Origin of the sequence: Methylorubrum aminovorans, from assembly GCF_022179725.1 — a bacterium.
Taxonomy (GTDB): domain Bacteria; phylum Pseudomonadota; class Alphaproteobacteria; order Rhizobiales; family Beijerinckiaceae; genus Methylobacterium; species Methylobacterium aminovorans.
In genome coordinates, this window is sequence record NZ_BPRC01000011.1 from 18,981 (window position 1) to 41,600 (window position 22,620).

The 22,620-nt window shown below is 69.5% G+C and carries 25 protein-coding genes and 1 pseudogene; 3 read left to right on the forward strand and 23 right to left on the reverse strand.

Annotated features, from left to right (window positions below; all coding sequences use genetic code 11):
• Positions 1-145: 145 nt before the first annotated feature.
• From MFF24_RS15855 to MFF24_RS15870, 4 genes are all read right to left on the reverse strand, one after another.
• The gene (locus MFF24_RS15855) at positions 146-832 is read right to left on the reverse strand and encodes a hypothetical protein (RefSeq protein WP_238225490.1); all 687 of its coding nucleotides are present in this window, start codon (positions 830-832) and stop codon (positions 146-148) included.
• Between the two features lie 86 nt (positions 833-918).
• Positions 919-1,089 carry a hypothetical protein gene (locus MFF24_RS15860; protein ID WP_238225492.1) on the reverse strand — a complete coding sequence of 57 codons (171 nt, stop codon included), beginning with the start codon at positions 1,087-1,089 and terminating at the stop codon, positions 919-921.
• Positions 1,090-1,780: 691 nt separating this feature from the next.
• Positions 1,781-2,329, reverse strand: coding sequence for a hypothetical protein (locus MFF24_RS15865; RefSeq protein ID WP_238225494.1), 549 nt, complete (start codon positions 2,327-2,329; stop codon positions 1,781-1,783).
• Between the two features lie 421 nt (positions 2,330-2,750).
• The gene (locus MFF24_RS15870; RefSeq protein WP_238225496.1) at positions 2,751-3,179 is read right to left on the reverse strand and encodes a hypothetical protein; all 429 of its coding nucleotides are present in this window, start codon (positions 3,177-3,179) and stop codon (positions 2,751-2,753) included.
• Positions 3,180-3,371: 192 nt separating this feature from the next.
• Between MFF24_RS15870 and MFF24_RS15875 the strand changes: the two genes are divergently transcribed.
• On the forward strand, positions 3,372-4,340 hold the full coding sequence (locus MFF24_RS15875; RefSeq protein ID WP_238225498.1) for a hypothetical protein: 969 nt from the start codon (positions 3,372-3,374) through the stop codon (positions 4,338-4,340).
• Between the two features lie 439 nt (positions 4,341-4,779).
• On the opposite strand, the gene MFF24_RS15880 is transcribed toward MFF24_RS15875, so the two are convergent.
• The 17 genes and pseudogenes from MFF24_RS15880 to MFF24_RS15960 form a co-directional block, all read right to left on the reverse strand.
• A complete protein-coding gene (locus MFF24_RS15880) occupies positions 4,780-5,895 on the reverse strand; it encodes a hypothetical protein (RefSeq protein WP_238225500.1) in 1,116 nt (371 codons plus the stop codon).
• Between the two features lie 9 nt (positions 5,896-5,904).
• Entirely contained in the window at positions 5,905-7,377 is a 1,473-nt protein-coding gene (locus MFF24_RS15885) for a cobyric acid synthase (protein WP_238225502.1), read from the reverse strand.
• Positions 7,378-7,907: 530 nt separating this feature from the next.
• Complete coding sequence (locus tag MFF24_RS15890; RefSeq protein ID WP_238225504.1) at positions 7,908-8,297, reverse strand: hypothetical protein; 390 nt, start codon at positions 8,295-8,297, stop codon at positions 7,908-7,910.
• A 37-nt stretch (positions 8,298-8,334) separates the two neighbouring features.
• On the reverse strand, positions 8,335-8,919 hold the full coding sequence (locus MFF24_RS15895) for a lysozyme (protein ID WP_238225506.1): 585 nt from the start codon (positions 8,917-8,919) through the stop codon (positions 8,335-8,337).
• 48 nt (positions 8,920-8,967) lie between these two features.
• A complete protein-coding gene (locus MFF24_RS15900; protein ID WP_238225736.1) occupies positions 8,968-9,522 on the reverse strand; it encodes a hypothetical protein in 555 nt (184 codons plus the stop codon).
• A gap of 207 nt (positions 9,523-9,729) precedes the next feature.
• A pseudogene (locus MFF24_RS15905) lies at positions 9,730-10,050 on the reverse strand (DUF2793 domain-containing protein); the annotation flags it as partial.
• A gap of 44 nt (positions 10,051-10,094) precedes the next feature.
• The gene (locus MFF24_RS15910) at positions 10,095-14,003 is read right to left on the reverse strand and encodes a baseplate multidomain protein megatron (RefSeq protein WP_238225508.1); all 3,909 of its coding nucleotides are present in this window, start codon (positions 14,001-14,003) and stop codon (positions 10,095-10,097) included.
• A 40-nt stretch (positions 14,004-14,043) separates the two neighbouring features.
• Positions 14,044-14,508: an NlpC/P60 family protein gene (locus tag MFF24_RS15915; RefSeq protein WP_238225510.1), complete on the reverse strand. Its 465-nt coding sequence runs from the start codon at positions 14,506-14,508 to the stop codon at positions 14,044-14,046.
• A gap of 7 nt (positions 14,509-14,515) precedes the next feature.
• Positions 14,516-15,409, reverse strand: coding sequence for a phage/gene transfer agent baseplate hub protein (locus tag MFF24_RS15920; protein WP_238225511.1), 894 nt, complete (start codon positions 15,407-15,409; stop codon positions 14,516-14,518).
• A gap of 11 nt (positions 15,410-15,420) precedes the next feature.
• Positions 15,421-16,062 (reverse strand): DUF2460 domain-containing protein, encoded by a 642-nt coding sequence (locus tag MFF24_RS15925; RefSeq protein WP_238225512.1) that lies wholly within the window; start codon positions 16,060-16,062, stop codon positions 15,421-15,423.
• An 11-nt stretch (positions 16,063-16,073) separates the two neighbouring features.
• Positions 16,074-16,700: a phage tail tape measure protein gene (locus MFF24_RS15930; protein ID WP_238225515.1), complete on the reverse strand. Its 627-nt coding sequence runs from the start codon at positions 16,698-16,700 to the stop codon at positions 16,074-16,076.
• Entirely contained in the window at positions 16,700-16,930 is a 231-nt protein-coding gene (locus tag MFF24_RS15935; protein ID WP_238225517.1) for a phage tail assembly chaperone, read from the reverse strand. The genes MFF24_RS15930 and MFF24_RS15935 overlap by 1 nt, the downstream gene beginning before the upstream one ends.
• Positions 16,927-17,253, reverse strand: a complete 327-nt coding sequence (locus MFF24_RS15940; protein WP_238225519.1) for a gene transfer agent family protein — start codon at positions 17,251-17,253, stop codon at positions 16,927-16,929. The genes MFF24_RS15935 and MFF24_RS15940 overlap by 4 nt, the downstream gene beginning before the upstream one ends.
• A gap of 2 nt (positions 17,254-17,255) precedes the next feature.
• Positions 17,256-17,666, reverse strand: a complete 411-nt coding sequence (locus tag MFF24_RS15945; protein WP_108939418.1) for a phage major tail protein, TP901-1 family — start codon at positions 17,664-17,666, stop codon at positions 17,256-17,258.
• A gap of 29 nt (positions 17,667-17,695) precedes the next feature.
• Entirely contained in the window at positions 17,696-18,115 is a 420-nt protein-coding gene (locus MFF24_RS15950; RefSeq protein WP_238225520.1) for a DUF3168 domain-containing protein, read from the reverse strand.
• Complete coding sequence (locus tag MFF24_RS15955) at positions 18,112-18,453, reverse strand: head-tail adaptor protein (protein WP_238225522.1); 342 nt, start codon at positions 18,451-18,453, stop codon at positions 18,112-18,114. The genes MFF24_RS15950 and MFF24_RS15955 overlap by 4 nt, the downstream gene beginning before the upstream one ends.
• 22 nt (positions 18,454-18,475) lie before the next feature.
• On the reverse strand, positions 18,476-19,051 hold the full coding sequence (locus tag MFF24_RS15960; RefSeq protein ID WP_238225524.1) for a head-tail connector protein: 576 nt from the start codon (positions 19,049-19,051) through the stop codon (positions 18,476-18,478).
• Between the two features lie 33 nt (positions 19,052-19,084).
• Here MFF24_RS15960 and MFF24_RS15965 point away from each other — a divergent pair, with 33 nt between their 5' ends.
• Positions 19,085-19,840: a S1 family peptidase gene (locus MFF24_RS15965; protein ID WP_238225526.1), complete on the forward strand. Its 756-nt coding sequence runs from the start codon at positions 19,085-19,087 to the stop codon at positions 19,838-19,840.
• A gap of 145 nt (positions 19,841-19,985) precedes the next feature.
• Positions 19,986-20,834: a S1 family peptidase gene (locus MFF24_RS15970; protein ID WP_238225528.1), complete on the forward strand. Its 849-nt coding sequence runs from the start codon at positions 19,986-19,988 to the stop codon at positions 20,832-20,834.
• An 11-nt stretch (positions 20,835-20,845) separates the two neighbouring features.
• On the opposite strand, the gene MFF24_RS15975 is transcribed toward MFF24_RS15970, so the two are convergent.
• Together MFF24_RS15975 and MFF24_RS15980 are read right to left on the reverse strand one after the other, a co-directional pair.
• Positions 20,846-22,108 (reverse strand): phage major capsid protein, encoded by a 1,263-nt coding sequence (locus MFF24_RS15975; RefSeq protein WP_238225530.1) that lies wholly within the window; start codon positions 22,106-22,108, stop codon positions 20,846-20,848.
• A 28-nt stretch (positions 22,109-22,136) separates the two neighbouring features.
• Positions 22,137-22,607: an HK97 family phage prohead protease gene (locus MFF24_RS15980; protein ID WP_238225531.1), complete on the reverse strand. Its 471-nt coding sequence runs from the start codon at positions 22,605-22,607 to the stop codon at positions 22,137-22,139.
• Between the last annotated feature and the right edge of the window lie 13 nt (positions 22,608-22,620).

Consider the following 22,620-nt stretch of genomic DNA (forward strand, 5'->3'; position numbering starts at 1 on the left):
CTTCGGGAAGGCGCCCGTCGGAGCCCGACGGGTCGGGCTCGGGGCCGGGCTTGGTCGTGGGCTCCCGTCGCCGGCTGCTCTTCCGAGGGTCGAAGTTTTGCGGGAGCGCAGGCACGCGACAGGGAGTCGACGGCGGCTGGAGCGATCAGCGCGATGCATCGGACGTCTCCTGAATGTTCCGTCGGACCTGCGTTCCGACCCTGGCGAAGGCGGCCAGGAGCAAAGGATTGACCTGGTGCTGCGGAGTCGCCTCGGACGCAGGAGTTCGAGATCTGCCGCACTCGTCGAACGACCCATCGGCAGTCCGCGCAGGCCTTTCGTGCCCGGAGGCGGGAGCCCGGTCGCGGAACCGTATGATCCGCGCGTCGGTCCCCTGCCGATCCGGTACGTCCGGCGTGCGGAATTCCCGTCCGCGGCGCGCAAGACCGGAGACCCGGTTCTCGCCCTGCTCCCGGTCCGTCGATGCCTCGATCGAAAGCGTGTCCTCAGGTTTGGCCGCGAACTGCTTCAAGAGTTCGAGGTCTTCTTCCGTCATCTCGAACTCGTCGTCGAACTCCGCCATGGGCCGATGAACGTTCCGGCCGGCTGCCTTGCGGCTCTCGGCGACGAGCTCCCAGTACATGTCCTCGACGAGCTGTGCCGAGGGTGCCTCGCAGTCCTTGCGAAGGATTGCGACGAGAGCGACGATCGCTTCGATCGGCACGTCGTCGCGACCGGAGCGCCTCATGAAGTGAACGGCTTCCGCATATTGGCGATGCCAGAGATCGACGAGCCCGGGGCTCGTCGCGACTCTGCCGTCGCGGTAGGCGTGTTCGAAGGTGCGGTCGTACATGGCGGAGTCTCCTGCCGGCTGCTGCGGCTTCAAGGGGCTGAGGCGTCCCCGGCACACGGCCGGGGACGAAGATCGAAGTCGTCGCGTCACTCGAGGAAGCCGTCGTCGGACCACGGCTTGCGGCGCCGGGGCGTCGCAAAATCGGTCATCGGATCCCGCTCGAAGGGATGGCCCGCTTCCTGCTCAAGCAGAAAGAAGCTGGCGTAATCGCCCCCGAACCACTGGAAAGTACTGGCCTTGTTGCGACGGCTTGACATCTCGATCTCCTTTTCGACAGAAACGGCTTATCGGAACGCTCTCAGTACTTGATACAATGAGCGTGATCCGGTCGATCTCGACCACGTTGCGCAGTCGTGCAATCAAGAAGCGTCTGGTCCGAGGCTGCCGCGGCCGATCTCCGGGGCGCAGCGCCCTGCGGTCCTCCGAACGGACATCGGGCGAGTTCCTGAAACCGGTTCCAATCTCGACGAGCGACGAAATCGGTGCCGAAACGCAGGAGCTTCGATGCCTTCGAACGGAGGTCCGGCCGGGAGTTGCCAGTCTGGACCGGTGATTTCCGGGGCCTCGATCCGTATCGCACTACGGTCGACTGGCGGGCCGGAGACGACCTTCAGCCGCTGCGGGGCCGGGTCGGTTGGCGCCTCGGCGCCGAGAACTTCTTCGGAGGATGTCCGGGGCGGCGGCTCGGCGCGCCACCCCATCGGCAGGGTTCGACGGCCGGCTTTACGCCTGGCGAACAAGCTTCCGAAGAAGCGTTGGTGGAAGGTCGAACCGGGTCATCACAGCCATCTCGGGGCGTTGCCTTTTTCAAGACTGGCTCCAACTTGCAGCTCTGGCAACGGATTTTCCCATTCCCTGGAAGATGGGCTGATTGTTGGTGAAGAGCGAACTGCTCTAGAACTTAAAAATGCAGCTTTCGGGGCGGTTCTTTTGCCGCCGGTCCAAAAACTATCTTTCGGATGTTGGCCGCACGAGCGGAGCACCGGACCATTGCATCGCGCCAGCAAGTACCGCGCTTGGCCGGATCGTCGTATCCAACGAAAGATGCGATCGGGCTTCGATTGCGGCTTGTCCTGCGCAGATCAGGGCAAGCACGACTTCGACCGGATCCGTTTCGCGGCCGCGAACGCAGTCCATCAGACGGCCGAGGGGCAATCCTTCGGCATGTTCCGAGAGCTCTCGGAGGATCCGGATGCGGTCGCCAGGCGGAACGATGACGTTGCGGGTCGCCCAGATCTCCCGCGCCACGGAGCAGCGGGGCTCCTGCAGGACGAACGATCTGGTGACGACGAGGCTATCGGGTTGAGACGACGCGGAATGGACGTCTGCTTGGTCTCGGACGGCTATGAGGAGACGGCGCTTGCCGCCGAACCAGACGAAGATCGTGAATGGAGCATGAAGCTGGGCTTCAGCCGGAACGGGCGCGATTCGGCTGACCGCGGGATCGAGGGTTGCCTGTACGAGCAGATCCCGATGCCAGCGTTGCGGATAGGCCACGGGCGCGGCGGTCTTGAAAGACCGAAAGCCCGGCCGCTCAGGTCGCGGCGGAGAGATACCTCCGCATGCGGACGTAGATGTTTGATGAGGGGACATCGTTAGGACTCCGCCTTCGACGACGTCGACTGGACGGGACCCGAAGGCGGCGGTTCCGTCGAGATCTAGGGGAACAGGTTGCACAACATTTCTGCGGACGCCTTGGAGGTCGTAGTCGTGGACCTCGGTTGTTTGCCGAGCACTTCTGCTGTGGCAGGGCAATGATCGAGATACTGAAGGCCAAAATGGCCTTTATCAACGAAAAATTAAGTGCTGGATTTTTCTGTGAATTCAGTTAGTTGCGTTGAATGCTGAATTTTATTGATTGAATATTAGCGAAATTATGCGCCGCGGGCGCCCGTGTGCTCGTAGATCGATCTCGAGTTCAGGAAGCGGGATCGCTCGTGTCGCGAAGCCATCGGCCGATGCTGAGCAGGAGAGCCTGTCGGCGCGCGCTTCCGGCGGCGTTCTCGAGGCGGTCCAGGTTGGCTCTGACATGGCGATCGAAAGCCGCGAGATCTCCGTCGGCACCGGGTAGATCGAATGGCCGTTCGAGAAGAAGCAGCAGGTCGAGAAGACGTTGGACCTCCGCAGGCGGCCCCGATGCTGCCCAGTTGTGTACGGTCCTAAGGGCTACTTCGGTCTCCGACGCGAATTCGACTTGCGTACGACCGAGCAGCTTGAGTCTCGCCTTGAAGCTGGCTCCGTCCATGGCTGCTGCTGGGAAAAAAGAGACCTGTCGATGCGGCGAGCCTACAGCATGGCATCGGCCGAGCGATCCTGCCAGTCCTTCGTTCTTCGGCAGTTCCTCCAATTGAATAACTTCATTCCTTCGATCCCAGTCGGATCGAGGCGAAGGGGAGGCGCTCCCGTTCACCGTCCCTTGATGAACTCAGGTCTCGGCTCGGAAGCTCAGCCATCTTCGTAATCTGCTGAACATGCAGGGTTTTGTGATTTTCGTCCCTATCCACGAGCATGCTGATTCGGCCTGATGGAGGCAGGGCTCATGTTCGACGACGGCACGGCGGAACGCATCGCTATCCCGGCTGCAGATCAAGAGACGCAGCAAACGCTTCCGCCGGCGAGATCGGCATCCAACCAATGGGTCAGCGTGACCGACATGTGCCGAGCGACGGGTATGCATTACTCGGCCGCGGTACGGCGAGCCTGGATGCAACTCTATGCGGTGTCCCAGAAGGGAGGCACTCCCGAGGTGGGTGGCCGAGCCGTACGCATGGCCTATTGCGACCACAGCACGGACGCCCGCACACCGCATATCGGCATGCATATCGACGATGCCCGCGCCGTCTGGAGCTCCTTTCCTGCCCTGGTCGCCGTCGCTGCGGAGCAGCTGGTCCAGGAGTACGGGCGCTACAGCCGCAAGCGGCACGCGGATTGGCTGCCGATACCCGAACTGCTCGAAGCCATCGGAGCCGCGTCTTCGCCCCAAGCCTACGACGGCATGTGGCGCCATCTTCGTAGTTGCATCCTGGAGAGGCGGCCGATCAGCATTGCCGGTCAGCCAGTCCGGGCTCGGCTGATGATCCATGCCGAAGGACGTGTTCGAGTCCACGTCCATCGCGACGACGCGCGCATTCTCGACTGGCGCAGCTACCAGGGCGATGGACGTTTTCTGTCCCTTCGTCAGATCGTCCATCACTTCAATGATAGAGATACGTGGTTAGGGACGGTCGCCGAAAAGCTGATGGACAAGGTTCGCAGGGGATACGACAGGACAGGCGAGTTTAGTGCGAATGGAGTCCGGCTCGGCAAGGTGATGGTTCCGACTTCGAGAGGATTGGAGGCGGCCATTCCCGCCTCTTCCCTTCCCAGGCTCGAGAGGATCGTCCTGCAGGTCTGCCAGCGTCGCATCGCCTACGACCTCGAACGCGCTCCGCCGACCGAAGCGAATCTCGGCATGCTGGTCGATTGCCGCGAACTCGAACCGGGCAACCTGACGATGATGCCCATGTGAGCGTGACCGTATATTCGGGTCGCGCGAGCGTCGTCACCGCCGGGTCGATCGAGATCGGTCTGAGCTTCTGTCCGGGTCTCGTTCGGCGTGAATTCGATCGATCCAATCGTTGCGAGCATTCCCGGAGCGACGCGGAGAATGCGCGGACGCGTGTCGACCCGACACCTACGATGTCTTTGCCCGACATCGACCTGCGTGATGGGAGGGGATGCCGATTTCATGCTCGACACGTTCGTCTGCGGTCATCGCTCCGTCGGAGAACTCGTCGGTTCCGGGGGGCAGACACTCTCTGTCCAGCTCCTCGTCGTCCCACCCACCTTCATCGACCTCGTCCTGTCCGACCCGCGCGATCGAGCTCCCTGCCGGATTCCGTTTGCATCGCGGTCGATGTTGACGATCTCCCCACGCCCAGGATGACCACACCGGTCGGCGAGTTGCATCATTTCGTCTTGAAAAGCCGAATGGCGTATGCGGCGGTCGCGAGGACATTGCCCTTCGGCCCCACCGCCATGATTGCAGCGCCCTCGGGCGAGATCCGGGTGACACCGTCCATCACGACCTGGTCACCCTGCACGCGTCCTTGCCAGAGCAACCCCTCTTCCGTGCTGCTGAAGAAAATCAAATCCTTCGTTCCGCCGGAGTTCGGAACGGCGACGAGATCGACGTCGAAGTTGAAGACCTGTGCCCGTCCGGAGTCGAGAACGAGGTTCTCGCTGTCCGAAAGCACCGGACGGCCCTGGGAGAGATCGAAGAGCCAGATGTTTCTGTCGCTTGCTCCGACGGCGCAATTTGCCACGAGCAGCTTGTCTCCGACTGCGGAAAGACCGTTGATGCCGCGCTGGGCCTTCGCGTTGTAACGATGGCGGAAAATCTCCCGGCCCTCCGGGATCGTGATCGCAACGAGGTCTCCGTCCTCGGAACCGGCGATCAATCGGTCGCTCTGCCAGCGAACGAGGCCCCGCACGTTGCGCAGGCCCCACGGATTGGATGGAGCTTCGGGGGAACGCACATCCACCGTCGCGGCAAGTTGATAGTCGTCATCCGCCATGCGGCGCCAGACGAGCACGTGGCCGCTTTCGTGACCGGATATGAGATATCCAACCCCGTTCGACTCGAACGCCAGTCCGCTGTTGGCCGTCCCGATCGATGGATCGTAGCCGAGACTGGCGGCGAGCTTGAAAGGCGTGCCGGCTGCCGGGCGCCGCCAAAGCGCCAGGCTTTGCGCTCCGTCAGACGTGACGAAGGCCGAATTGCCGACAGCTGCGAGCATCTCGATGCCCCTGCCCGCTGGGGTCGACATGGCCTGCAGGATGACCGGACCGTATTCCTTGGCCTCCGGAACCCTGAAGACGGAAATGGTGCCGTCCCACCGGCCGACGGCGAAGACGTCGTCGCCGATCCAGTCCAGGGTCTGCGCGAAGTTGACGGTGGCGCCAGCGGGTTTGACGCTCTGGACCGGTCGTTCATCGGCCCACGCATTCGTGGAGGCGAGTACGATGGCAATGGCGACGAGAAGACGTCGGGCTACGGCGGGGATGGCATCGCGAATCTGCATGTGACGCTCCTAGAAGTGTTCACGACAGTCGATCGGTTTCGCAGCAGGTCGGTCACGTGCGATCGCCAGGATGGCATCAAGATCCAGCTCCCTTTCGACCTCGTCCGCTATGCCGTCCAGCGATGATTCGATCTGCGCTTCGTAGCGGGTGGTCGAGGCCAACCCGAAGCCGGACAGGAAGGCGCTTCGGAAGGAATCCTCGGCGAAGATGCCGTGGAGGTAGGTCCCCGATACGCGGGCGTTTCTCGAGGTCGCACCCTCGGGCCGTCCGTCGAGCTCCAGGAACGGCCGATGTTCGTCCGGGCCGGTCGTCCGGCCTTGGTGGATCTCGTATCCTGCCACGGGAGATCCAGTGAGGACGTGCCGCCCGGCGACCATCCGTGTCGTTTTCGCAGCTTCCAGAACCGTCTCGACGTCGAGAAGCCCGAGCCCATGGACCGTGCCGGCCGGCCCCTCGAGACCGTCTGGATCGGACACCGTACGTCCCAGCATCTGATAGCCGCCGCACAGACCGAGCACGCGTCCTCCGCGTTGGACGTGCCGCGACAGATCGACGTGCCAGCCCTGCGAACGCAGGAACGCCAAGTCGGAGATCGTGGACTTCGACCCTGCCAACACGATCAGATCCGCGTCCGTCGGAACTGCTTCGCCCGGCGGAACGAACACGATGTCCACGCCCTCCTCCTGTGCAAGCGGATCGAGATCGTCGAAGTTGGCGATGCGAGGAATGAGAGGCACCGCCACCTTCACGCGAGCGGCGGCCGATGCCGTCCGCATGCCGATGGCATCCTCGGCCGGCAGCCGCAGCGCATCCGGCATCCAAGGTAGCGTGCCGAGACTCCGCCAGCCGGTCAGGCGCTCGACGGCCTGTCTGCCGCCCTCGAAAAGGCTTCTATCCCCACGGAAGCGGTTGATCACGAAGCCTTTGATCAAGCGTCTCTCTTCCGGCGGCAGGACTGCGTGTGTCCCGACCAGGCTGGCTATGACGCCGCCTCGGTCGATGTCGCCCACCAGTATGGCCGGCACGCCCGCCGCCGTCGCGAATCCCATGTTCGCGATGTCGCCGTCGCGCAGATTGATCTCTGCCGGACTGCCTGCGCCCTCGACGAGTACGATGTCGGCCTCCCCCTCCAACCGGGCGAAGCTGTGAAGCACGTTGGAAAGGAAGGACTTTTCGCGTGACAGGAAATCGCTGGCGCGCAGCTTGCCCGCGGCACGCCCCTGGACGACGACCTGCGCGATCGTATCGGTCTCCGGCTTAAGCAGAATCGGGTTCATATGGACGCTGGGGTGGGCGCGGGCCGCACGGGCCTGTACGGCCTGGGCGCGTCCGATCTCGCCGCCGTCCACGGTGACGGCTGCGTTGTTCGCCATGTTCTGCGGTTTGAAGGGCCTGACCGAGAGGCCACGTCGCGCGAAAGCACGCGCCAGAGCCGCGACGATCGTGGACTTTCCGACGTTGGTGCCGGTGCCCATCACCATCAATGCTGCCGTGCCACATCGCGTGGAGGTGTCGGCTGCCGGTTGCGGAATCCGAGTCGTCATGCCTCGGTTTAAGGGCTGGCCGGGCATTCCGATACCGGAGTCGCGTGCGCCCAGCATGAAGACGCGACGGTACAGGATGGAATGGGCAAGTTTCCGCCGCGCCGGGATGCGGAAAGCCTAGTAGGCCGCTGCTGCGAGTGCGAATCACGGTCCGGCTATCTCGCTGGCGAGAAGAGGTAATGTCGCGACTATGGAAATTTGCATGTTTGCAGAATGGATCGGAAAATCTACATCCGACACCATATCGGCCTAGGCAGGGGGCAATATTATCAGAAAAATCCAAAACATCTATCGATGAATAAGAAATATAGCAAGGTGGAATGAGAGGCGAAAATGAAACGATCGGAAATAGAAAGCTGGAGAATTGGAGAAGAGGATATGGGTCATTTTTCGTGCAATTTTCATTGGGTGCAACGATTATGGCCGTACTGATATGCGGAAAGTAAGAAAATAACTTCATTATTGGGTCATGCTACACGGGCAATCACCGCCGAGCCGACGGAGACGGTGAGCCGGCGCCCACGGACGGCGCCGGCCACCGCGTTCAGGGCGTAGTCGGTGGCGTTGCGCACGAGGCGCTCGACCAGCGCGTCGGTGACGAGGAGGCGCAGGGGGCCCGTGAAGCGGGCGAGCGCCGCCGCAAGCGCCGCGACGAGCACCGGCGTCAGCAACGCGGTCGCGCCCTGGACCAGGGCCAGCACGGCATCGCCCCAGGGCAGGACGAGCGCGGCGGTGTCGGTCGGGAGCGCGGTCGCGTGCGCGGGCGCGCAGCCGCCGAGCAGGAGGAGCGGCGGCAGGACGGGCCCGACGAGAAAGACCCTGGCGCCGGTTCGGGCGAAGACGAGGGTGGGTGCCATGGCTGCGATCCTTTTCAGGGGGTGGCAAAGGACGCGTTCAAGGGACGCGTTTAAGGGAAGCGTTCAGCGGGCGGGGCAGCCGGTCCCACAGGCGGGCACGCCAGCCGGATCGGGCCGCGGGCGGCGAGGCCGGGGCGGCGGGCGCCGAGACCGGCTGCGCGTCACCACGCCGGGCCCGCGGCAGGGCGGTCTCGTAGGGGGTGAGGAACTGGTCGAACTCGCCCTGGCGGCGGGGGATGATCGCCGCCGGGCGGTTCCACATCAGGATCGCCTCGCCCGCGCCCGCCCGGTCGCCGGCCCGCAGGCGCCGCAGCACCGTGGAACGCCGGAAAGCCGCCGGGCCGATGTTGAAGCAGAGCGAGACCAGCGCGTCGAAGGCGTGCTGCGGCAGCGGCTCGGGGATCGCCTCGGCCACGGTGCGGACGAAGGCCGCCACGTCGCGGGCGAAGATCGCGTCGGCTTCCGCCGCGCCGATGCGCAGACCCGCCCGCGGCACCGGCGGCCCGGCGGCGGCGGTGTGGCCGACGCCGATGGTCCAGATGCCCACGCTGTCGCGATAGGCCTCCAGCCGCCGCCCCTCCCGGGCGATCAGCACGGCGCGGCCGACGGCGCTGAGGTCCATCGTCGTTCTCCGATGTCGAGGGGGGATGAGACGTGAGGAACGGGCGGCCTATTCCAGCCCCTCGAACAGCAGCGAGAACAGGATGTTGGTCGTGGCCGCCGCCCCGCCGCTCGAGACGATCTTGAGGCACCAGCGGTCCGAGCTCTCGAAGGCCACGCTGTTGACGAGGTCGGCGGCCTGATTGGAGCCGGCCCCCGAGATCGAGCAGGTCAGGGCCGTGTCGGTGAAGAGTTTCTGGAGCGTGAAGGTCCAGCTCTGGCCGGCGCCCGGCGCGCTCGGCGTCTCGATGCGCAGATGCCGGAAGCGCCCTCGCCGGCCGGCGGCGGCGTAGACCTCGCTCGGATGGCCGCCGACGAGAGCGTTGGTGAAGTACCGCGTCGTCCCGGCCGTGACGGTCCCCGACCCACTGTTGCCCGCGATCACCTGCGCGGTCAGCACCGGCACGTTCGCGACCGTGACGCGTCCGGGAAAGGCGACCTGCCCCGTCGCGCGGTCGATCCGCAGCGCCTCGAACCAAGTGCCGCCGTTTGGGGACACCTTGACGCGGAGGTCGTCGTCGCCGGTCAGCCCGATCTCGGCGCGGGCGGAGAATCCGGTCTGCATCAGCAGGGAGAGGACGTTGCCGGCGGCCTGCTTGTTGAGGGTGTAGCGCAGATCCCCGCTGCCGCCCTCGGCGCTCGTCAGCGCGGTCCAGAGCGCCTTGTTGAGCTTGGCCGCGAAGGGGTTGTCCGCATCCGCCCCAGTGCCGAGCCCGAGGCGGGTCAGACCGTCGAGGGCGGTGAGCGTCGCGCGGAACGGCCGCCAGGCCGAACCGGTGAAGGTATAGAGTTCGGCCTCGTCGGCGACGAAGGCGGTCCAGCCTGCCTGCGGCCTCAGGGACAGCCACGCCCCGTCCTGAAACCGGACGATGCGGCCGGCTCAGCCGGTCCAGGCCCCGCTCGGGTCGTTCGCGGCGATCAGGTAGCGGTCTCCCTCGGCGGGACTCGCGGGTGGGGCAGTGCGGTCCTTGTCGAGGACGGCGAGCTGCACCAGCGTGTCGAGCAGGGCCAGCGCCTCGTTATGGGTGACGTGCTTCTGCGCTTGCCCCCCCGCGATCAGCGGCAGGGCGAGGCTCGGGGTCGTGTCGGCCATGGGCCACTCCGTCGAAGGTCACGTGCGATGGTCGGGTACGAGGGTCAGACGGTGCGCAGGCTCACCCGCGCCCGGCGGGCGGGACCGGGGCCGGCCAGCGTGCCGATCTGCGCCACCGCGGCATCGATCTCGGTGCGACGCGTGCCGAAATCGGCGATCTCGTCGGCGCTCGCGTACAGGACGCTCGTCGTGTCGGCGCTCAGGCTGCGCAGGGTGCGTCCATCCTCGGCGAGGATGTCGAGGCGGTAGGCCTCCCTCCCCTCGCCGAGTGGCACGTCGGCCGGCTCCCAGGCATCGGCGTCGCGCCGCGCCCGCCGGGTCCAGTCGAAGCGGATGCCCTCGGCCGTGCGCCGGCCGCGCAGATGGACCGGGCTCAAGGGCACGAAGGCGGTCAGGTCGGCAGTGGCCGCGAAGCCGACGAAGGCGGGGTCGGCCGGGTCGCGCTCGGCCGGGCCGACGCGGTAGAGGAAGCGGCGGCCGGCCTCGTCGAGCCGGTCGACGAGCGGCCGGACGGCCCCGTCGTCGAGGCGCACGATCAGGCTGCCCGCCCCTACCGGCCGGCCCGCGGCCGCCTCGCTGCCAGCCAATCCCCGCAGCAGGCCCGAGAGCCGCCACGTTTCCGCTCCGATCAGCTCGGCTCGCGCCGCGGACAGGATTTCGATCGCCCCGTCCGCACCGATCACGGCAAACAGGTTGCCGCCCGCCAGCGCCGCGGCCTCGCCGATCGCGCTCAAGCCCTCCGCATGGCGCAGGGTGACGTCGAGGCGAGTGGTGCGGTCGACGCGCCAGAGCGGGCCCGGCGGCAGCGGGGCCAGCGTGCGGCCAAGACAGGCTGGATGATCGATGGTGCGATGGAGCGTGAAAGGCGCTCCCTCTCCGGCCGAACGCCAGACCGCGACCGCGCTGGGCCAGGGATCGGCCGAGACCGCGAGATACGAGAGCGGCACCGGATCGCCCCGCTCAACCGGCAGGACCAGCGGCACGGCGAAGACCGGCCCCGGCACCGCCGGCGGTGTCCGGCCGGCCCGCGCAACCGGCGCGGGCGATGCGGGATCGGGCCGGGGCAGCGGCACGGCCCGGCTCTCGATCCGGCGCCCCGAGGGCGTGTCGTCGATGCGGGTGATCCGGTGCAACGCGCCGCGGGTCTCGCCCGGCAGGGCGACGAGGTCGCCGGGCTCCAGGTCGATCCGGCGCGGGCTCACCCCGAAGGCGGCCGTGTCGCGGCCCGCGAGCGCCGCGTCGAGGACGGCTTCCGCCAGCACCTGCGCGGCCTCGCGGCGGGTGACGACCGCCGCCTCGACACGCGCCTCCTGCCGCCGCGCTCCGGCCGGGCGCGCGGCGGACACGGTGGCGCGACGGTAATCCGGGCTCTCGCCGTCGGAGAAGCTGACCGCGACAGAGCGCGGCAATTCGCTCTCCTGCGCCCGCACCCGGCGCAAGGGGGCCGCCTCGCCCTCGCCGAGAACGAGGTCACCCGCCTCCAGCACCGCCGGCGTGCTCATGCGCCCGTCGCGGATGCGCAAGCGTCCGGCCGAAACGGCGACGTCGAGGCCGAACAGCCGGGCGAGTGGTTCCAGCGCCTCGCGGGCGGTAAGCGGCCGGTCGAGCACGGCGCCGTCGAGGAAACCGGCGACGTCGATGTCGAGGCTCGTGTCGATGCCGAGATCGGTGAGGATCGCCGCGATCAGCCGGTCGAGTTCGACCCCCTCGATCCGGCCGGTGATCCAGTGGCCGAGCTCCCAGTTGGCGGCGTCCGCCCACACAGCGGTGAAGTCGGGGAAGGCCGGAAAGGGCCGTGCATCCCAGGCCCAGACAGAGATGCCGTTCACCGGGATCATCCGGCCGCCATAGATCGGCGAAACCGGATTGTGAGCCGGCTCGAAACCTTCCGCCGCGGCATCGAAGCGTGAGTAAATCGCGTCGAGGCCGCGGGCCTGGATCAGGTCGTCGCGGGTGCCGCGGGAGAAGGGCGGGCGGGCGTCCTCCAACGATTTCGGATCGGGGAAGACGTTCGGCCCGTTGGTGCCGCGATCGACCGCCGGGATGCCGATCTCGGTGAGCCAGATCGGCTTCCCCTTCGGCACCCAGGCGGTTGGCCCGGTCTCGACGCCCCCCTCGCGCTCGACATGCGGGTTCGACCACCACGCGACGAGATCCTTGGCCCGGTAGATCCACGGCTTGCCGTGGGCGCCGTCGGTGATCGGCGTGCGGCGCTGCGCGAGACGGTCCTCAGGGCTGGCATAATACCAGTCGAAAGCCTCGCCGGCGCCGAGCCGGGATTCGAGATAGGCGCGATCGTAGAGGCTCGCGGCCTCGGCCGCGTCGCGGTGGTCCGGACCGTCACGCCAATCCGAGAGCGGCGGGTAGTAGTCGATGCCGACCGCCGCGACGGCCGGATCCGCGAAGAGCGGATCGAGGGGAAAGCGCACCGAGGCGCCGCCCTCGCGGATATGGGCGCCGTACTCGGTCCAGTCGGCGGCGTAGACGAGGCTCACCCCGCCACCGAGCCGGGCGCGGACCTCGGCGGCAAGGCGGCGAAACCCCTCGACCGCCGGGTGGGCGCTGCCCGGTCCGCGCACCCGCGTGAGGCCGACGAACTCGCTGCCGAGGATGAAGCCGGCGAGCGGCGCTCCGGCTGCCGCCCAGCCGGCGGCAAGGCCGGCATAGTGCAGGATCATCGCCCGGTAGCCCTGCGGCCCCTCGAAGAAGGACGCCACCTGAGTGGCCGCTGCGGCGGTGCCGTCCGGGCTGCCGGGCCGGTCGGGGGCGGGGTCGCAGGTGATGCGCCCGCGCCAGGGATAAGCCGGCTGCGCTTCACCGAGCCGGTACGGGTCCGGCAGGGTATTGCCCGCCGGCACATCCATCATCACGAAGGGATAGAGCACGACCTCAAGGCCGCGGCGGGTCAGCTCGGCCACCAGCCGCCCGAGCCCGGCATCGGACGGCGTGCCGCCATAGGCCGCCGCGCCATCGGCCTGTGAGACGGCCTGGGCCGCGGCGCGACTCAGCCCGGCCACGGCCCAGGGTTCGCCGGTCGTCGCCTTCGCCGCCGCATCGACTCGAGGGGTCACAGTGCAATGTCCGGCGCGCAGGTCGCCGCCGAACCAGCTCGTCACCACCGAGATCCGTTCGAGCCGCGGGCACAGGGCCTGGAGCGCGTCGAGGGAGGCGACGACATCGCTCGCCCCCTGGAACTGGAACCGATTAGCCGGCTTTGTAGCGCCGAAACCCGCATCTTCGCTGACGGCGAGCGGGTCGAGGCCGAACTCGGTGGAGCCGGGGATCAGGCAGACCGCACGGATCTTGGCGGCCAGCCCCGCGACCGGCCGGATCACCTCGAAGGCGAATTGCGGGATGCGGTTGCCGAAGGCGGCGAGCGGCAGCCGCTCGAACACGATGTAGGCCAGACCCCGATAGGCCGGCGCGTTGTCCGCGCCCTCCTTGGCGACGATGAGCGGGTCGGGCGCCTGCATCGCCGAGCCTGTATGAACCCGGACGTTGAGCGTCGTCAGGTCGATCTCGCTGCCATCCGCCCAGACCCGGCGCACCAGGGCGATCTCGCCGGCGCAGAGCCCGACCGCGAGATCGATGAAGGTGCTGTAGGTGGTGCGCACCGTCTTCTGCCCGCCCGATCCCCCTTTCGAGCCGGAGGCGGAGCGCTCCACCGTGGTGTTGGCAACCTCAAGCGGACGCGTCGCCCAGATCAGGGTGCCGCCGATGCGGGCGCGGCCGTAGACGCGGGGCACCGGCGCGCCCTCGGTGGAGGCGAGGCCGCCGAGTTCGGAGAGCCGCGGCCCCTCGACGAAGCGCGGGCTCGTGCCGGCGCCGAACAGGGCGTCGTCGAGTGCCGCGCCCCCGGCCGCGCCGGCCACGCGCCCGATCATCCCGCCGATGGGGCCGCCGAGCGCGTTGCCGACCGCCTCGCCGGCGGTTTGCAGGACGAGCGTCGTCATGGCGGGGCCTCCGGCGGGCGCAAGTGTCAGGGCGATCGGGTCAGGGCGGATCGGGAAAGCGGAAGGCGTGAGCGAGGTGGCGCCGCCACCAGGGCGTCAGTGCGACCTCGGTCACCGAAGCACCATCGTGGGCATGGATCATCGCCGCCGGCCCGGTGGCGATAGCACAGTGCTTTGCCGGCAAATGTGCACGGAAAGCGAAGAGCAGGACGTCACCGGCACGGGGCCGATAGGCTGTCGGCGGCTCCACGATCGGCACGAGGTGCCGGCGCGCGGCGTCGAGCAGCGGGTCACTGCCGGAAAGCGCCGACTCGGCCCAGGAGGCGGCATACGGCGGCGCCTCCTCCGGTTCGGGGCCGAGCACCCCGCGCCAGACCCCGCGCAACAGGCCCAGACAATCGCAGCCGACGCCCTTCAGCGAGGCCTGATGCCGATACGGTGTTCCGGCCCAGGCGCGGGCTTCCGCCACGATCCGCGTGGGCAGCGGCGATCCATCCCCATCCATGGCCGCCTCACCGGAACAGGCTGGAGCCGTCGAGGCGGGCTCCGGCGTTGGGACCGGCGCGCAGCACGAAGTCGTTGCCCGGCATGTGCGGAAATCCCTGGAAGTTGAGGGTGTTGACGAACTTGCTGCGGCAGGCGGCAAGGCTCTTGTCGCAGCCGGCGACGAGGATGAAGGCGTCGCCCGGTGCGCTCGGGCGCGGCGGCGGGTCCCACAGGTCGAGGCTCACGCTCTCGCCGTCGCGGTGATGGCCCCGCAGGTCGGCGGCCTGTCCGGCATTGGCGCCCGTCTCCCAGGTGAGGCGCCCGCCGGAGAACCAGCCCGTGGGAAAGCTCTCGGCCAGAGCGACGGCGAGCCGGCCGGGCTCGGAAGCGGCCCGGACCGTGCCGGTGGTGCGGAAGCGGGGATCGCTCAGATCGACGCGGCAGCGGGCATCGCCGAGATCGGCATCGCAGGCGGCGCGGAAGCTGCGCCCGACCGTGACATCGAGGCGGTGCATCAGCCCACGCAGCTCGGCCACGAAGGCGCCGCCCTCTCGGCGGATCTCGCCCAAGGTCGCGACGTCGAGGAGCAGGCGTGCCTCGGGTTCGGCCCAATCGACGAGCCAGGTCTCGACCCCGGCCCCGTCGTAGAGCCCCGCCGCCACGTCGGCCTCCGTGATCCCGGCCGAGGTCAGGGCGCCGGCCACCTCGCCGCCGCCGACGGCGAAGCCGAGTTCCGCACTTGCCTCGGCCGCCTCCAGCCCGCTGCGGGCGGCGTAGGTCACCCCAGTGAGGACGAGATCGCGGTCGTGGTCGGTGAAGCCGAGGACGAGCCCGTCGCGGCGGCGCAGGGCCCAGCAGCGGCAGAGCGTCGTCGCGCCGCTCTCCAAGCGGGCTGCGAGGCGGGGCGGGACAGTGCGCATCGGCTTCCCCTTCAGGGCACGATTTCGATCAGCGGAATCCGCGGCACCTCGCCGGCGGTGAAGGCGGCGAGATCGACGGTGAGTTCGTCGGTGTCGAAGCGGACCGGCACGTCGAACTCGAAGCCGGCGGTGATGGCGGCGCCCATGGGCGGCACCGCGTCCGCGGCGAAGGTGAGCTGCCCCGTCGTTGAATCGACCGAAACCGTCTGGGCCGCCACCTCGACGCCGTTCACCGCCACGCGCGCGCTGCCAGCCACCGGCTTGTGAATCGTCCGGCGGTAGGCCTCCGGCCCGTTTCCGTAGCTCTTGGCGAGCCGGAAGACGCGGGTCGTGCCGTCGCCGGTGCCGATCCGCTGGTCGGTCGGCGCGAAGGGTCGCGAGGGCGGGCCGGAACGGTGATCGACCCGGTCGCGGTAGCGGAACCCGTAGAGCCGCCCGCGCCGCTCCTCGAAGAAGCCGAGCACCGCGTGCAGCGCGTCGAGGGTGCGGATGCCGAGCCCGGCATCGTAGCGGCGGCGCGAATCCGCCCAGCGGCTGTTGCGGTGCTCGCGGCCCGACGCCAGCGTGACGATTTCAGTGCGCCGCACCGGGCCGCCGCTGCCGCGCAACGCGACGTCGAGGGGAAAGCGGACTTCGTGGAAGTCGGCAGGCATCGCGGTGCTCCTCAGAGCGCGCGCCGGCCGCGCGCCACGGCGCGGGCGAGGCGGGCGGCGACCTGGGCCTCGGAGCGGCGGAAGCCCTCAATGTCGGGTGTGGCGATGTTGACGGTGACGGAAACCGGCCGCTCGGCTCCGCCCGCCGCGACGCCGAGGCGGCCGTCGCTGCCGCGCCGGAGCGGCAGGATCGCCTCAGGCCCGGCCTCGCCCATCAGACCGGTGCCGCCCTCCGGGCCAGCCAGCGGAAAGTAGGTTGGCGCCGCGACGACGCCGCCGGCCGCGAAGGGGCGGATGCGCCCTCCCCCGAGGACGCCACCGAGGCGGAACGGCACGATCCGCCCATCGGCGACGAGGTCGCCCCTGGCCAGCGCCGTGGTGCCGCCGGCTCCGGAGGCCGCGCTCAGCAGGCCGTTGACGAGGCTCGTCACGCCCGTCTTCACGGGCGCGAGCGCCGCCTTGACCGCGACGTTGGAGAGTTTGCTCGCCAGCGAGGCCAGGACCCCGTCGAGCTGGCGCCCGGCATTGAGGTTCCGGTCGAAGGCCGAGGACAGGGTCTGGCCGAAGCGCTGGGCCAGACGGTCGAGGGTTTCGAGCTGCCTGGCGCGCTCCGTCGTGCCGCGGTCACCGTCTGACATCAGAGAACCCCCGGATCGGGATGGGCGGCCAGCAGCCGGTCGAGATCGGCCCGGCTCGGCGCGTCGGGCGACGGACGGATCAGACCTGCTGCGGCGGCGAGTTCGCAGGGCGTGGCCGCCCAGAGGTCGCGCGGGCGCCAGCGCAGGGTCGAAAGACCGAGCGCCAGCACCGCATCCCACGGGAAGGCGGAGACGGGCGTCTCCGGCGCGTGACGTCCCGTGAGGATCAAGGGTCCATGGGGGGGGCCTCGCCGAAGGCCGCAACCAGCGCCTCACCGAGCGCCGCGGTGACCGCACCGAGGCCACCGTCGAGCGGCAGGCGGGCAACCGCCTCGTCGTCGAGGGCGTGGCCGCCGCCGCGGAGCGCCGCGCCGAGCAGCGCGATCACGTCGCGGGCCGCGAGCCGGCCGCTGGCGAAGCGCTCGGCAAGGCCCGCGAGATCGCCCGCGCCGAGCGCGTCCTCCAGTTCGGCCAGCGCGCCCAGAGTGAGGCAGAGCGTGTAGCGCTCGTGGCCCAAGGTCAGCGGCACCTCGCCGCGTCGGCGGTTGGCCATGCTCACGCCCCCGTAAAGCTCAAGGGCCCGGCGGAATCGAGGGCGATGTCGAAGGTGACCTCGCCCGCATGCTCGCCGCGGTACTCGAGGCTGGTGATCTGGAACAGGCCCTCGATCGTGCCGAAATCGGGGACCACGATCTGGAACAGGTCGATCACGCCGTCGAAGAACGTCTGGCGCAGGCGCGCGTCGGAGGCCTCGTCGCGGAACACGCCGGAGCCCGCAACCGCGGCGCGGCGCACCCCTGCACCGGCCAGCAGCTCGCGCCAGCGGCCGGCGGAATCGGCGTTGGTGACGTCCACCGTCTCGGCATTGAAGGCGAGTTGCCGGGCGCGCAGGCCCGCCACCGCGACGAAGCCGTCGGCCCCGTTACTGACTCGGACCAGGAGGTCCCTGCCCTTCTGTGCGCCCATGCTCGCGGCTCCGCTGTTTTCGGGGAAAATCAGACGGCGACTTCGGTCACCGCCTCGAAGGAGAGGGTTGCGCGCGCCTCGCCGGTGCGCTCGTCGCGGAGAGCGGCGAGGCTCTTGAGGCGCAGGAAGACGAGGGCGTGACCGCTCAAGGCGAGGTCGGCCTCGTCGAGGCGGGCGCCGATGTGCTCGGCCACCTCCAGGGCCGAGCGGGCCGAGCCCGGCTTGGCGAAAACGGTGAGGGCGAAGGCGTGGCGGTGGCGCCGGGCGCCCTCGACCGCGTCGTCGCTGGCCTCGCTCGGTCCGAACAACGCGTAGACCGGTGCGGCGCCGCGCGGCGGCTCATCGTAGAGCCGCAGGCGGCCGCCCATCAGCGCGGCCAGCGGCGCATCGCCGGCCAGGCGTGCGAGAAGGCCGGCCCGCAGCGCCAGCAGGGGGCTCGATCGCGTCACGGCACCGTCTCCTCAATCATCTCCTCGACCTCGCAGACGAGATCGCGGCGGCGCCCGTCCGGGTCGGCGGCGGCGCGGATCGCGAAGCGGCGTGCCCCGTCGGCGAGGCGCATCGCCGGGGTGACGCCGGGGCGGTAGCGCAGGCTGGCCCGGTAGAGGCCGGGCCGGTCGTCGCGTCCGCCGCGGGATGCGCCGACGCTGCCGAGCGCTTCCAGCGATCCCCACAGAACCGGCCCGGCGACGTAGCGCCGGAGCCGGCCGCCGAACCCGTCGGGCTCGTCGACGGGGAGTTCGAGCACGAGGCGGCGGCGCCGCGCGCCGAGCGGTCTGTGCGTCATGATCGGTCTCCGAGGTTCGGGATCAGAGCCGCATCCGGCGGCAGGCGGCGGCGAGGCCCGCGGCCTCCGGCGGCAGCGGCCGGGGCACGCCCTCGCGGCCCGCATCGCCGCGGTTCTCGAACCAGTCCGCGACTGTCAGGCGCAGGGCCTGGACCAGGGGCTCGGGGACCGGCGGCCCCTCGCTTCCGCAGCCGGCGCTCACCTCGACCAGTGCCGAGGCCGCGCCGAGCGGCGGCAAGTCCGGCCCGAACAGGAGACAGGGCGCCTCCCACGGGTCGGGACCGATCCGGATCGGTCCCGGCTCGATCGCAGTGAGGGTCCCGCTCTTATCGACCCGCCCGGCGCGCAGCACGGCAACGAGGGGGCTCAGCGGCAGCGGCAGCAGACCGAGCCGAGGCCAGGCCGCCAGCACCACCCGGAAACGGGCGGGCCGCAGCAGCCGACGGGCGGCCGCCTCGACCGCCGCCCGCGCCGCGGGGATCAGGCGGGCGATCAGGGACTCTTCGGCAGTCTCATCGGAGGAGAGTCGGAGATAGCCGCGCATCTCGGCCACGCTCACCGGCTCGACGCCGGTCTCCTCGACGCGTATCGGGATCATACCAGTCTCTCCTGAAAGCGTTCCTCGCCCTCGATGCGTGCGCCGACCCCGCCCGCCGCCCGCCCGGCGCGCCCTGCCCTCCGGGCCGCCTCCCTCGCGGTCCTGCTCGCCGCCACGCCGGCAGCCGCCATCGTCGGCGGCCGCGAGGGCGCAGAGGTGCCGGGCGCGGCCTCGGCGGTGATGGTGCTGACCGCGGGCGGCGGGGTGTGTTCAGGGATCGTCGTCGCAGCGGACGCGGTGCTCACCGCCGGCCATTGCGTGGCGGGCGCGGGCGAGAACCGCGTCCATTATCGCGACGAGACGGGGCGCCCGGTGCTGGCCGAAGTCGCTGCCCGCAGCCTCCATCCCGGCTACGACGGCGACGCGATCCGCGGGCGCACCCGCTCCATCGATCTGGCGCTTCTGCGCACCCGCGAGCCGCTGCCCGCCCGCTTCGTGCCGGCGGATTTGCGTGCGGCGATGCCGCGCGCCGGCCAGAACCTGACGCTGGCCGGCTACGGCGCCACGCGGGGCGGCGACCGGCGCTCGATCGGCCGCTATCGCGGCGCCCCCCTCACGGTGATCGAACCTTACGGCCCGAGCCGCATCCTGGTCTGGATGCAGGCCGCGGGGGCGGGCGGCTGCCAGGGGGATTCCGGCGGGCCGATTCTGGAAGGTGCCGCGGTGCTGGCGGTGGCCGCCTGGGTAAAGGGCGCGTGCGGCGGCCTGACTCAAGGCATCCTGCTCGGGCCGCAGCGGGCGTGGATCGACCGGACGCTGGCCGGCTGGGGAGCGTCCGCGCGTTGGTGACGTCCTTAACCGATCGTGATCCTGCCGCCGACGCCGACGCGGAACCGGAGCTTGGCCGCCGAATTGGCTTCGGATACGCTTCACCCGGTCCGGGATTCGGCCGCAGCATCCTGCGGACCACGCCCAGACCCTGGAGAACGAGAAAATGGTTGCGAGCCCCCTTCGCGCGTGCCTGTTCGGTGCCCTGCTGGGACTTGTCCCGCTCTCGGCCCAGGCCGTGGTCGAGGGCCGCACCTCGCGCGATCCCGGGGGGCTGCGTGCTTCGGTGGTGCGCATCGAGAGCACGCAGGGCGAGATCTGCTCCGGCACTCTGATCGCGCAGGACATCGTGCTCACCGCGGCCCACTGCGTGATGCACAAGGCCGGCTACAACGTGGTCGTGGTCGATCCGAATTTCCGCCAGCGCCGCCTGCGTGCCGTCGCGGTCTCGATGCATCCCGAATTCGTCCCCGGCACGACGCCGGAGGAGCAGCCGGGCATCGACCTTGCCCTGATCAAGCTGGAACAGCCGGCCGGACCCGGCTTCCGCCCGCTCGATCCCCGCGGCGGCGCGATCACCACCGGCGACAACGTGGACATCGCCGGCTTCGGCGTGCTCGCCGAGAACCGCCGCAACACCGCGCGGACGCTGCGCACCGCGCATCTTGTCTCGATCGGCTCGCTGCAGGTCGCCAACCGCGTCACCGTCGTCACCGATGCGCGGCGCATGGCCGAAACCGCCGGCGCGGGTGCCTGCCTGGGTGATTCCGGCGGCCCGATCCTGCGCGGCGGCCAGATGGTCGGCGTGGTGAGCTGGTCGAGCGGCGCCATGCGCCAGGATCGGCGCGCCCGCACCGCCTGCGGCGGCTTCACCGCCGTGACGCCCACCGGCGAGCACGCGAACTGGATCTCCTCGCGCGCCGCCGAGATGGAGGCGATGGCCCCGGACATGGCCGCCGCACAGGCCGGGCGCACCGAGTGGATGGCCCGGCCCGGCCGGCGGCGGGCTTACTGAGGGAGCGCCGCTCAGGCGAACCGCAGCAGCTTGATCGCGGCGAAGTCCTGCACGCCACCGCCGACGCGCTTGGTGGTGTAGAACAGCACGTAGGGCTTGGCGGAATACGGATCGCGCAGGGTCCGCAGGCCCACGCGATCCACGACGAGATAGCCGCGCTTGAAGTCGCCGAAGGCGATGGAGGGGTTCCCGGCGCCGAGGTCGGGCATCGCCTCGGCCTCGACGAGGGGGAAGCCCATCAAGGTCGCGGCGCGGTCGGCGGCCAGCGGCGGTTGCCAGAGATAGTTGCCGTCCGCGTCCTTGAACTTGCGGATCGCGCTCTGCACCCGCCGGTTCATCACGAAGCTCGCGCCCTGGCGGTAGCCGGCGCGCAAAGCGTAGATCAGGTCGAACAACACGTCGCTCGGGTTGCTCGCGGGGAAGGCACCGGCCGCCCCCGTCGCCACGAAGCCGAGCTTGCCCGGCTCCCAATCGGCGTTGGCCACCGTGTCGTAGCTGAGGAAGCCCTTCGGCCGGCCGACGCCATCGCCGGTGACGAAGGCGACGCTCTCCTGCTCGGCGAACGCCGTCTCGACTTCCTCCGCGAGCCACGCATCGATGTCGAGCACCGCGTCGTCGAGCAGCGTCTGCGTCGCCGCCGGCATGGCGTAGAGTTCCATCGCCGGGAAGCTCAGCTCGGACAGGCTCGGCGCGTCCGTCTGCGGCCGGGGTGCCGTCTCGGCAACCCAGCCCGCGGCGGGACCTTTGACCGAGACCGCCCGCTTGTACTGGCCGCCGGAGACGGCGCGGACCGTGGCGATGGCGCGGATCGGCGAGATCTCGCCCAAGCGCCGCAAGACCTCGCGCTCGATCGTCGGGGGCACGAGATAGCCGCCATCCGGTCCGGTGCCGGCGGAGAGCGCCTTCTCCTCCAGCCGCTTCAGCCCGGCGCTCTCGCCGGCGCGGACGTAGAGGTCGAAGGCAGCCTTGTGCTCGGTGGCGGAGGCGTCGCGCGGCGTATCCCCACCAAGCGGCGGCCGGGCACGGTCGAGGCTGATCCGGTCGAGCCGGTTCTTCGCCTGATCGAGGGCGGCATCGATGCGGGCGAGCTTCTCCTCGGTCACGACATCGGCGGTGAGCCGAGTCTCGATCTCGGAGAGCCGCGTGTCGTTGGCCTCCTTGAAGGCCTCGAAGGCGCGGGCGAACTCGTCGAGCACGGCGTCCGTGCCGAAGGTCGCCGCCTTGTTCTCGGGCAGGCCGATGGGGGCCTTGGTCTCGAAACGCATCTCGGTCATGGCATCCTCGTTGGTGGGACGGGAAGGGTCAGGCGCGCGCCGCGAGCGGCGGGGCGGCAAGGCGCGGACGCGGCGGGACGATGGGGCGCGGGGCCGCGGCGCGGATCACCCGCGCGTCGGGCTGCAGCGGGAAGGTCACAAGCGAGACCTCCCACAGATCGACGGCGATGAGCCGGCGCCCGCCGCGCTCGGGCGAAGACCGCACCACGCGAAATCCGATCGAGAGGCCGTCGAGGGCGCCCTCGCGCATCAGCGCGTCGATCTCGCGGGCGCGCTGAACCGCGAGATTGAGCCGGCCGGCGACGCGCAGACCCCGTCCGTCCTCCTTGAGGGAGAGCCAGGAGCCGATCGGCTCGGCCGGATCGTGCTGCCACAGCATCCGCACCCCGCGCGGCCCCCGCCGGGCGAGGCTCGCGGCAAACGCCCCCGGCGCGACGGTGTCGCGGCCGAGATCGGGCACGCCGAACAGGCTGGCGTAGCCGGTGAAATGGCCATCCATCGAAAGACCTCGA

Excerpts from the sequence above, each read along its gene's own strand:
- MFF24_RS15855 (WP_238225490.1), bottom strand. The coding sequence starts at position 832 with ATGTACGACCGCACCTTCGAACACGCCTACCGCGACGGCAGAGTCGCG.
- MFF24_RS15860 (WP_238225492.1), bottom strand. The coding sequence starts at position 1,089 with ATGTCAAGCCGTCGCAACAAGGCCAGTACTTTCCAGTGGTTCGGGGGC.
- MFF24_RS15875 (WP_238225498.1), top strand. The coding sequence starts at position 3,372 with ATGTTCGACGACGGCACGGCGGAACGCATCGCTATCCCGGCTGCAGAT.
- MFF24_RS15880 (WP_238225500.1), bottom strand. The coding sequence starts at position 5,895 with ATGCAGATTCGCGATGCCATCCCCGCCGTAGCCCGACGTCTTCTCGTC.
- MFF24_RS15885 (WP_238225502.1), bottom strand. The coding sequence starts at position 7,377 with ATGGTGATGGGCACCGGCACCAACGTCGGAAAGTCCACGATCGTCGCG.
- MFF24_RS15890 (WP_238225504.1), bottom strand. The coding sequence starts at position 8,297 with ATGGCACCCACCCTCGTCTTCGCCCGAACCGGCGCCAGGGTCTTTCTC.
- MFF24_RS15895 (WP_238225506.1), bottom strand. The coding sequence starts at position 8,919 with ATGGACCTCAGCGCCGTCGGCCGCGCCGTGCTGATCGCCCGGGAGGGG.
- MFF24_RS15900 (WP_238225736.1), bottom strand. The coding sequence starts at position 9,522 with ATGCAGACCGGATTCTCCGCCCGCGCCGAGATCGGGCTGACCGGCGAC.
- MFF24_RS15910 (WP_238225508.1), bottom strand. The coding sequence starts at position 14,003 with ATGACGACGCTCGTCCTGCAAACCGCCGGCGAGGCGGTCGGCAACGCG.
- MFF24_RS15915 (WP_238225510.1), bottom strand. The coding sequence starts at position 14,508 with ATGGATGGGGATGGATCGCCGCTGCCCACGCGGATCGTGGCGGAAGCC.
- MFF24_RS15920 (WP_238225511.1), bottom strand. The coding sequence starts at position 15,409 with ATGCGCACTGTCCCGCCCCGCCTCGCAGCCCGCTTGGAGAGCGGCGCG.
- MFF24_RS15925 (WP_238225512.1), bottom strand. The coding sequence starts at position 16,062 with ATGCCTGCCGACTTCCACGAAGTCCGCTTTCCCCTCGACGTCGCGTTG.
- MFF24_RS15930 (WP_238225515.1), bottom strand. The coding sequence starts at position 16,700 with ATGTCAGACGGTGACCGCGGCACGACGGAGCGCGCCAGGCAGCTCGAA.
- MFF24_RS15940 (WP_238225519.1), bottom strand. The coding sequence starts at position 17,253 with ATGGCCAACCGCCGACGCGGCGAGGTGCCGCTGACCTTGGGCCACGAG.
- MFF24_RS15945 (WP_108939418.1), bottom strand. The coding sequence starts at position 17,666 with ATGGGCGCACAGAAGGGCAGGGACCTCCTGGTCCGAGTCAGTAACGGG.
- MFF24_RS15955 (WP_238225522.1), bottom strand. The coding sequence starts at position 18,453 with ATGACGCACAGACCGCTCGGCGCGCGGCGCCGCCGCCTCGTGCTCGAA.
- MFF24_RS15960 (WP_238225524.1), bottom strand. The coding sequence starts at position 19,051 with ATGATCCCGATACGCGTCGAGGAGACCGGCGTCGAGCCGGTGAGCGTG.
- MFF24_RS15965 (WP_238225526.1), top strand. The coding sequence starts at position 19,085 with ATGCGTGCGCCGACCCCGCCCGCCGCCCGCCCGGCGCGCCCTGCCCTC.
- MFF24_RS15970 (WP_238225528.1), top strand. The coding sequence starts at position 19,986 with ATGGTTGCGAGCCCCCTTCGCGCGTGCCTGTTCGGTGCCCTGCTGGGA.
- MFF24_RS15975 (WP_238225530.1), bottom strand. The coding sequence starts at position 22,108 with ATGACCGAGATGCGTTTCGAGACCAAGGCCCCCATCGGCCTGCCCGAG.
- MFF24_RS15980 (WP_238225531.1), bottom strand. The coding sequence starts at position 22,607 with ATGGATGGCCATTTCACCGGCTACGCCAGCCTGTTCGGCGTGCCCGAT.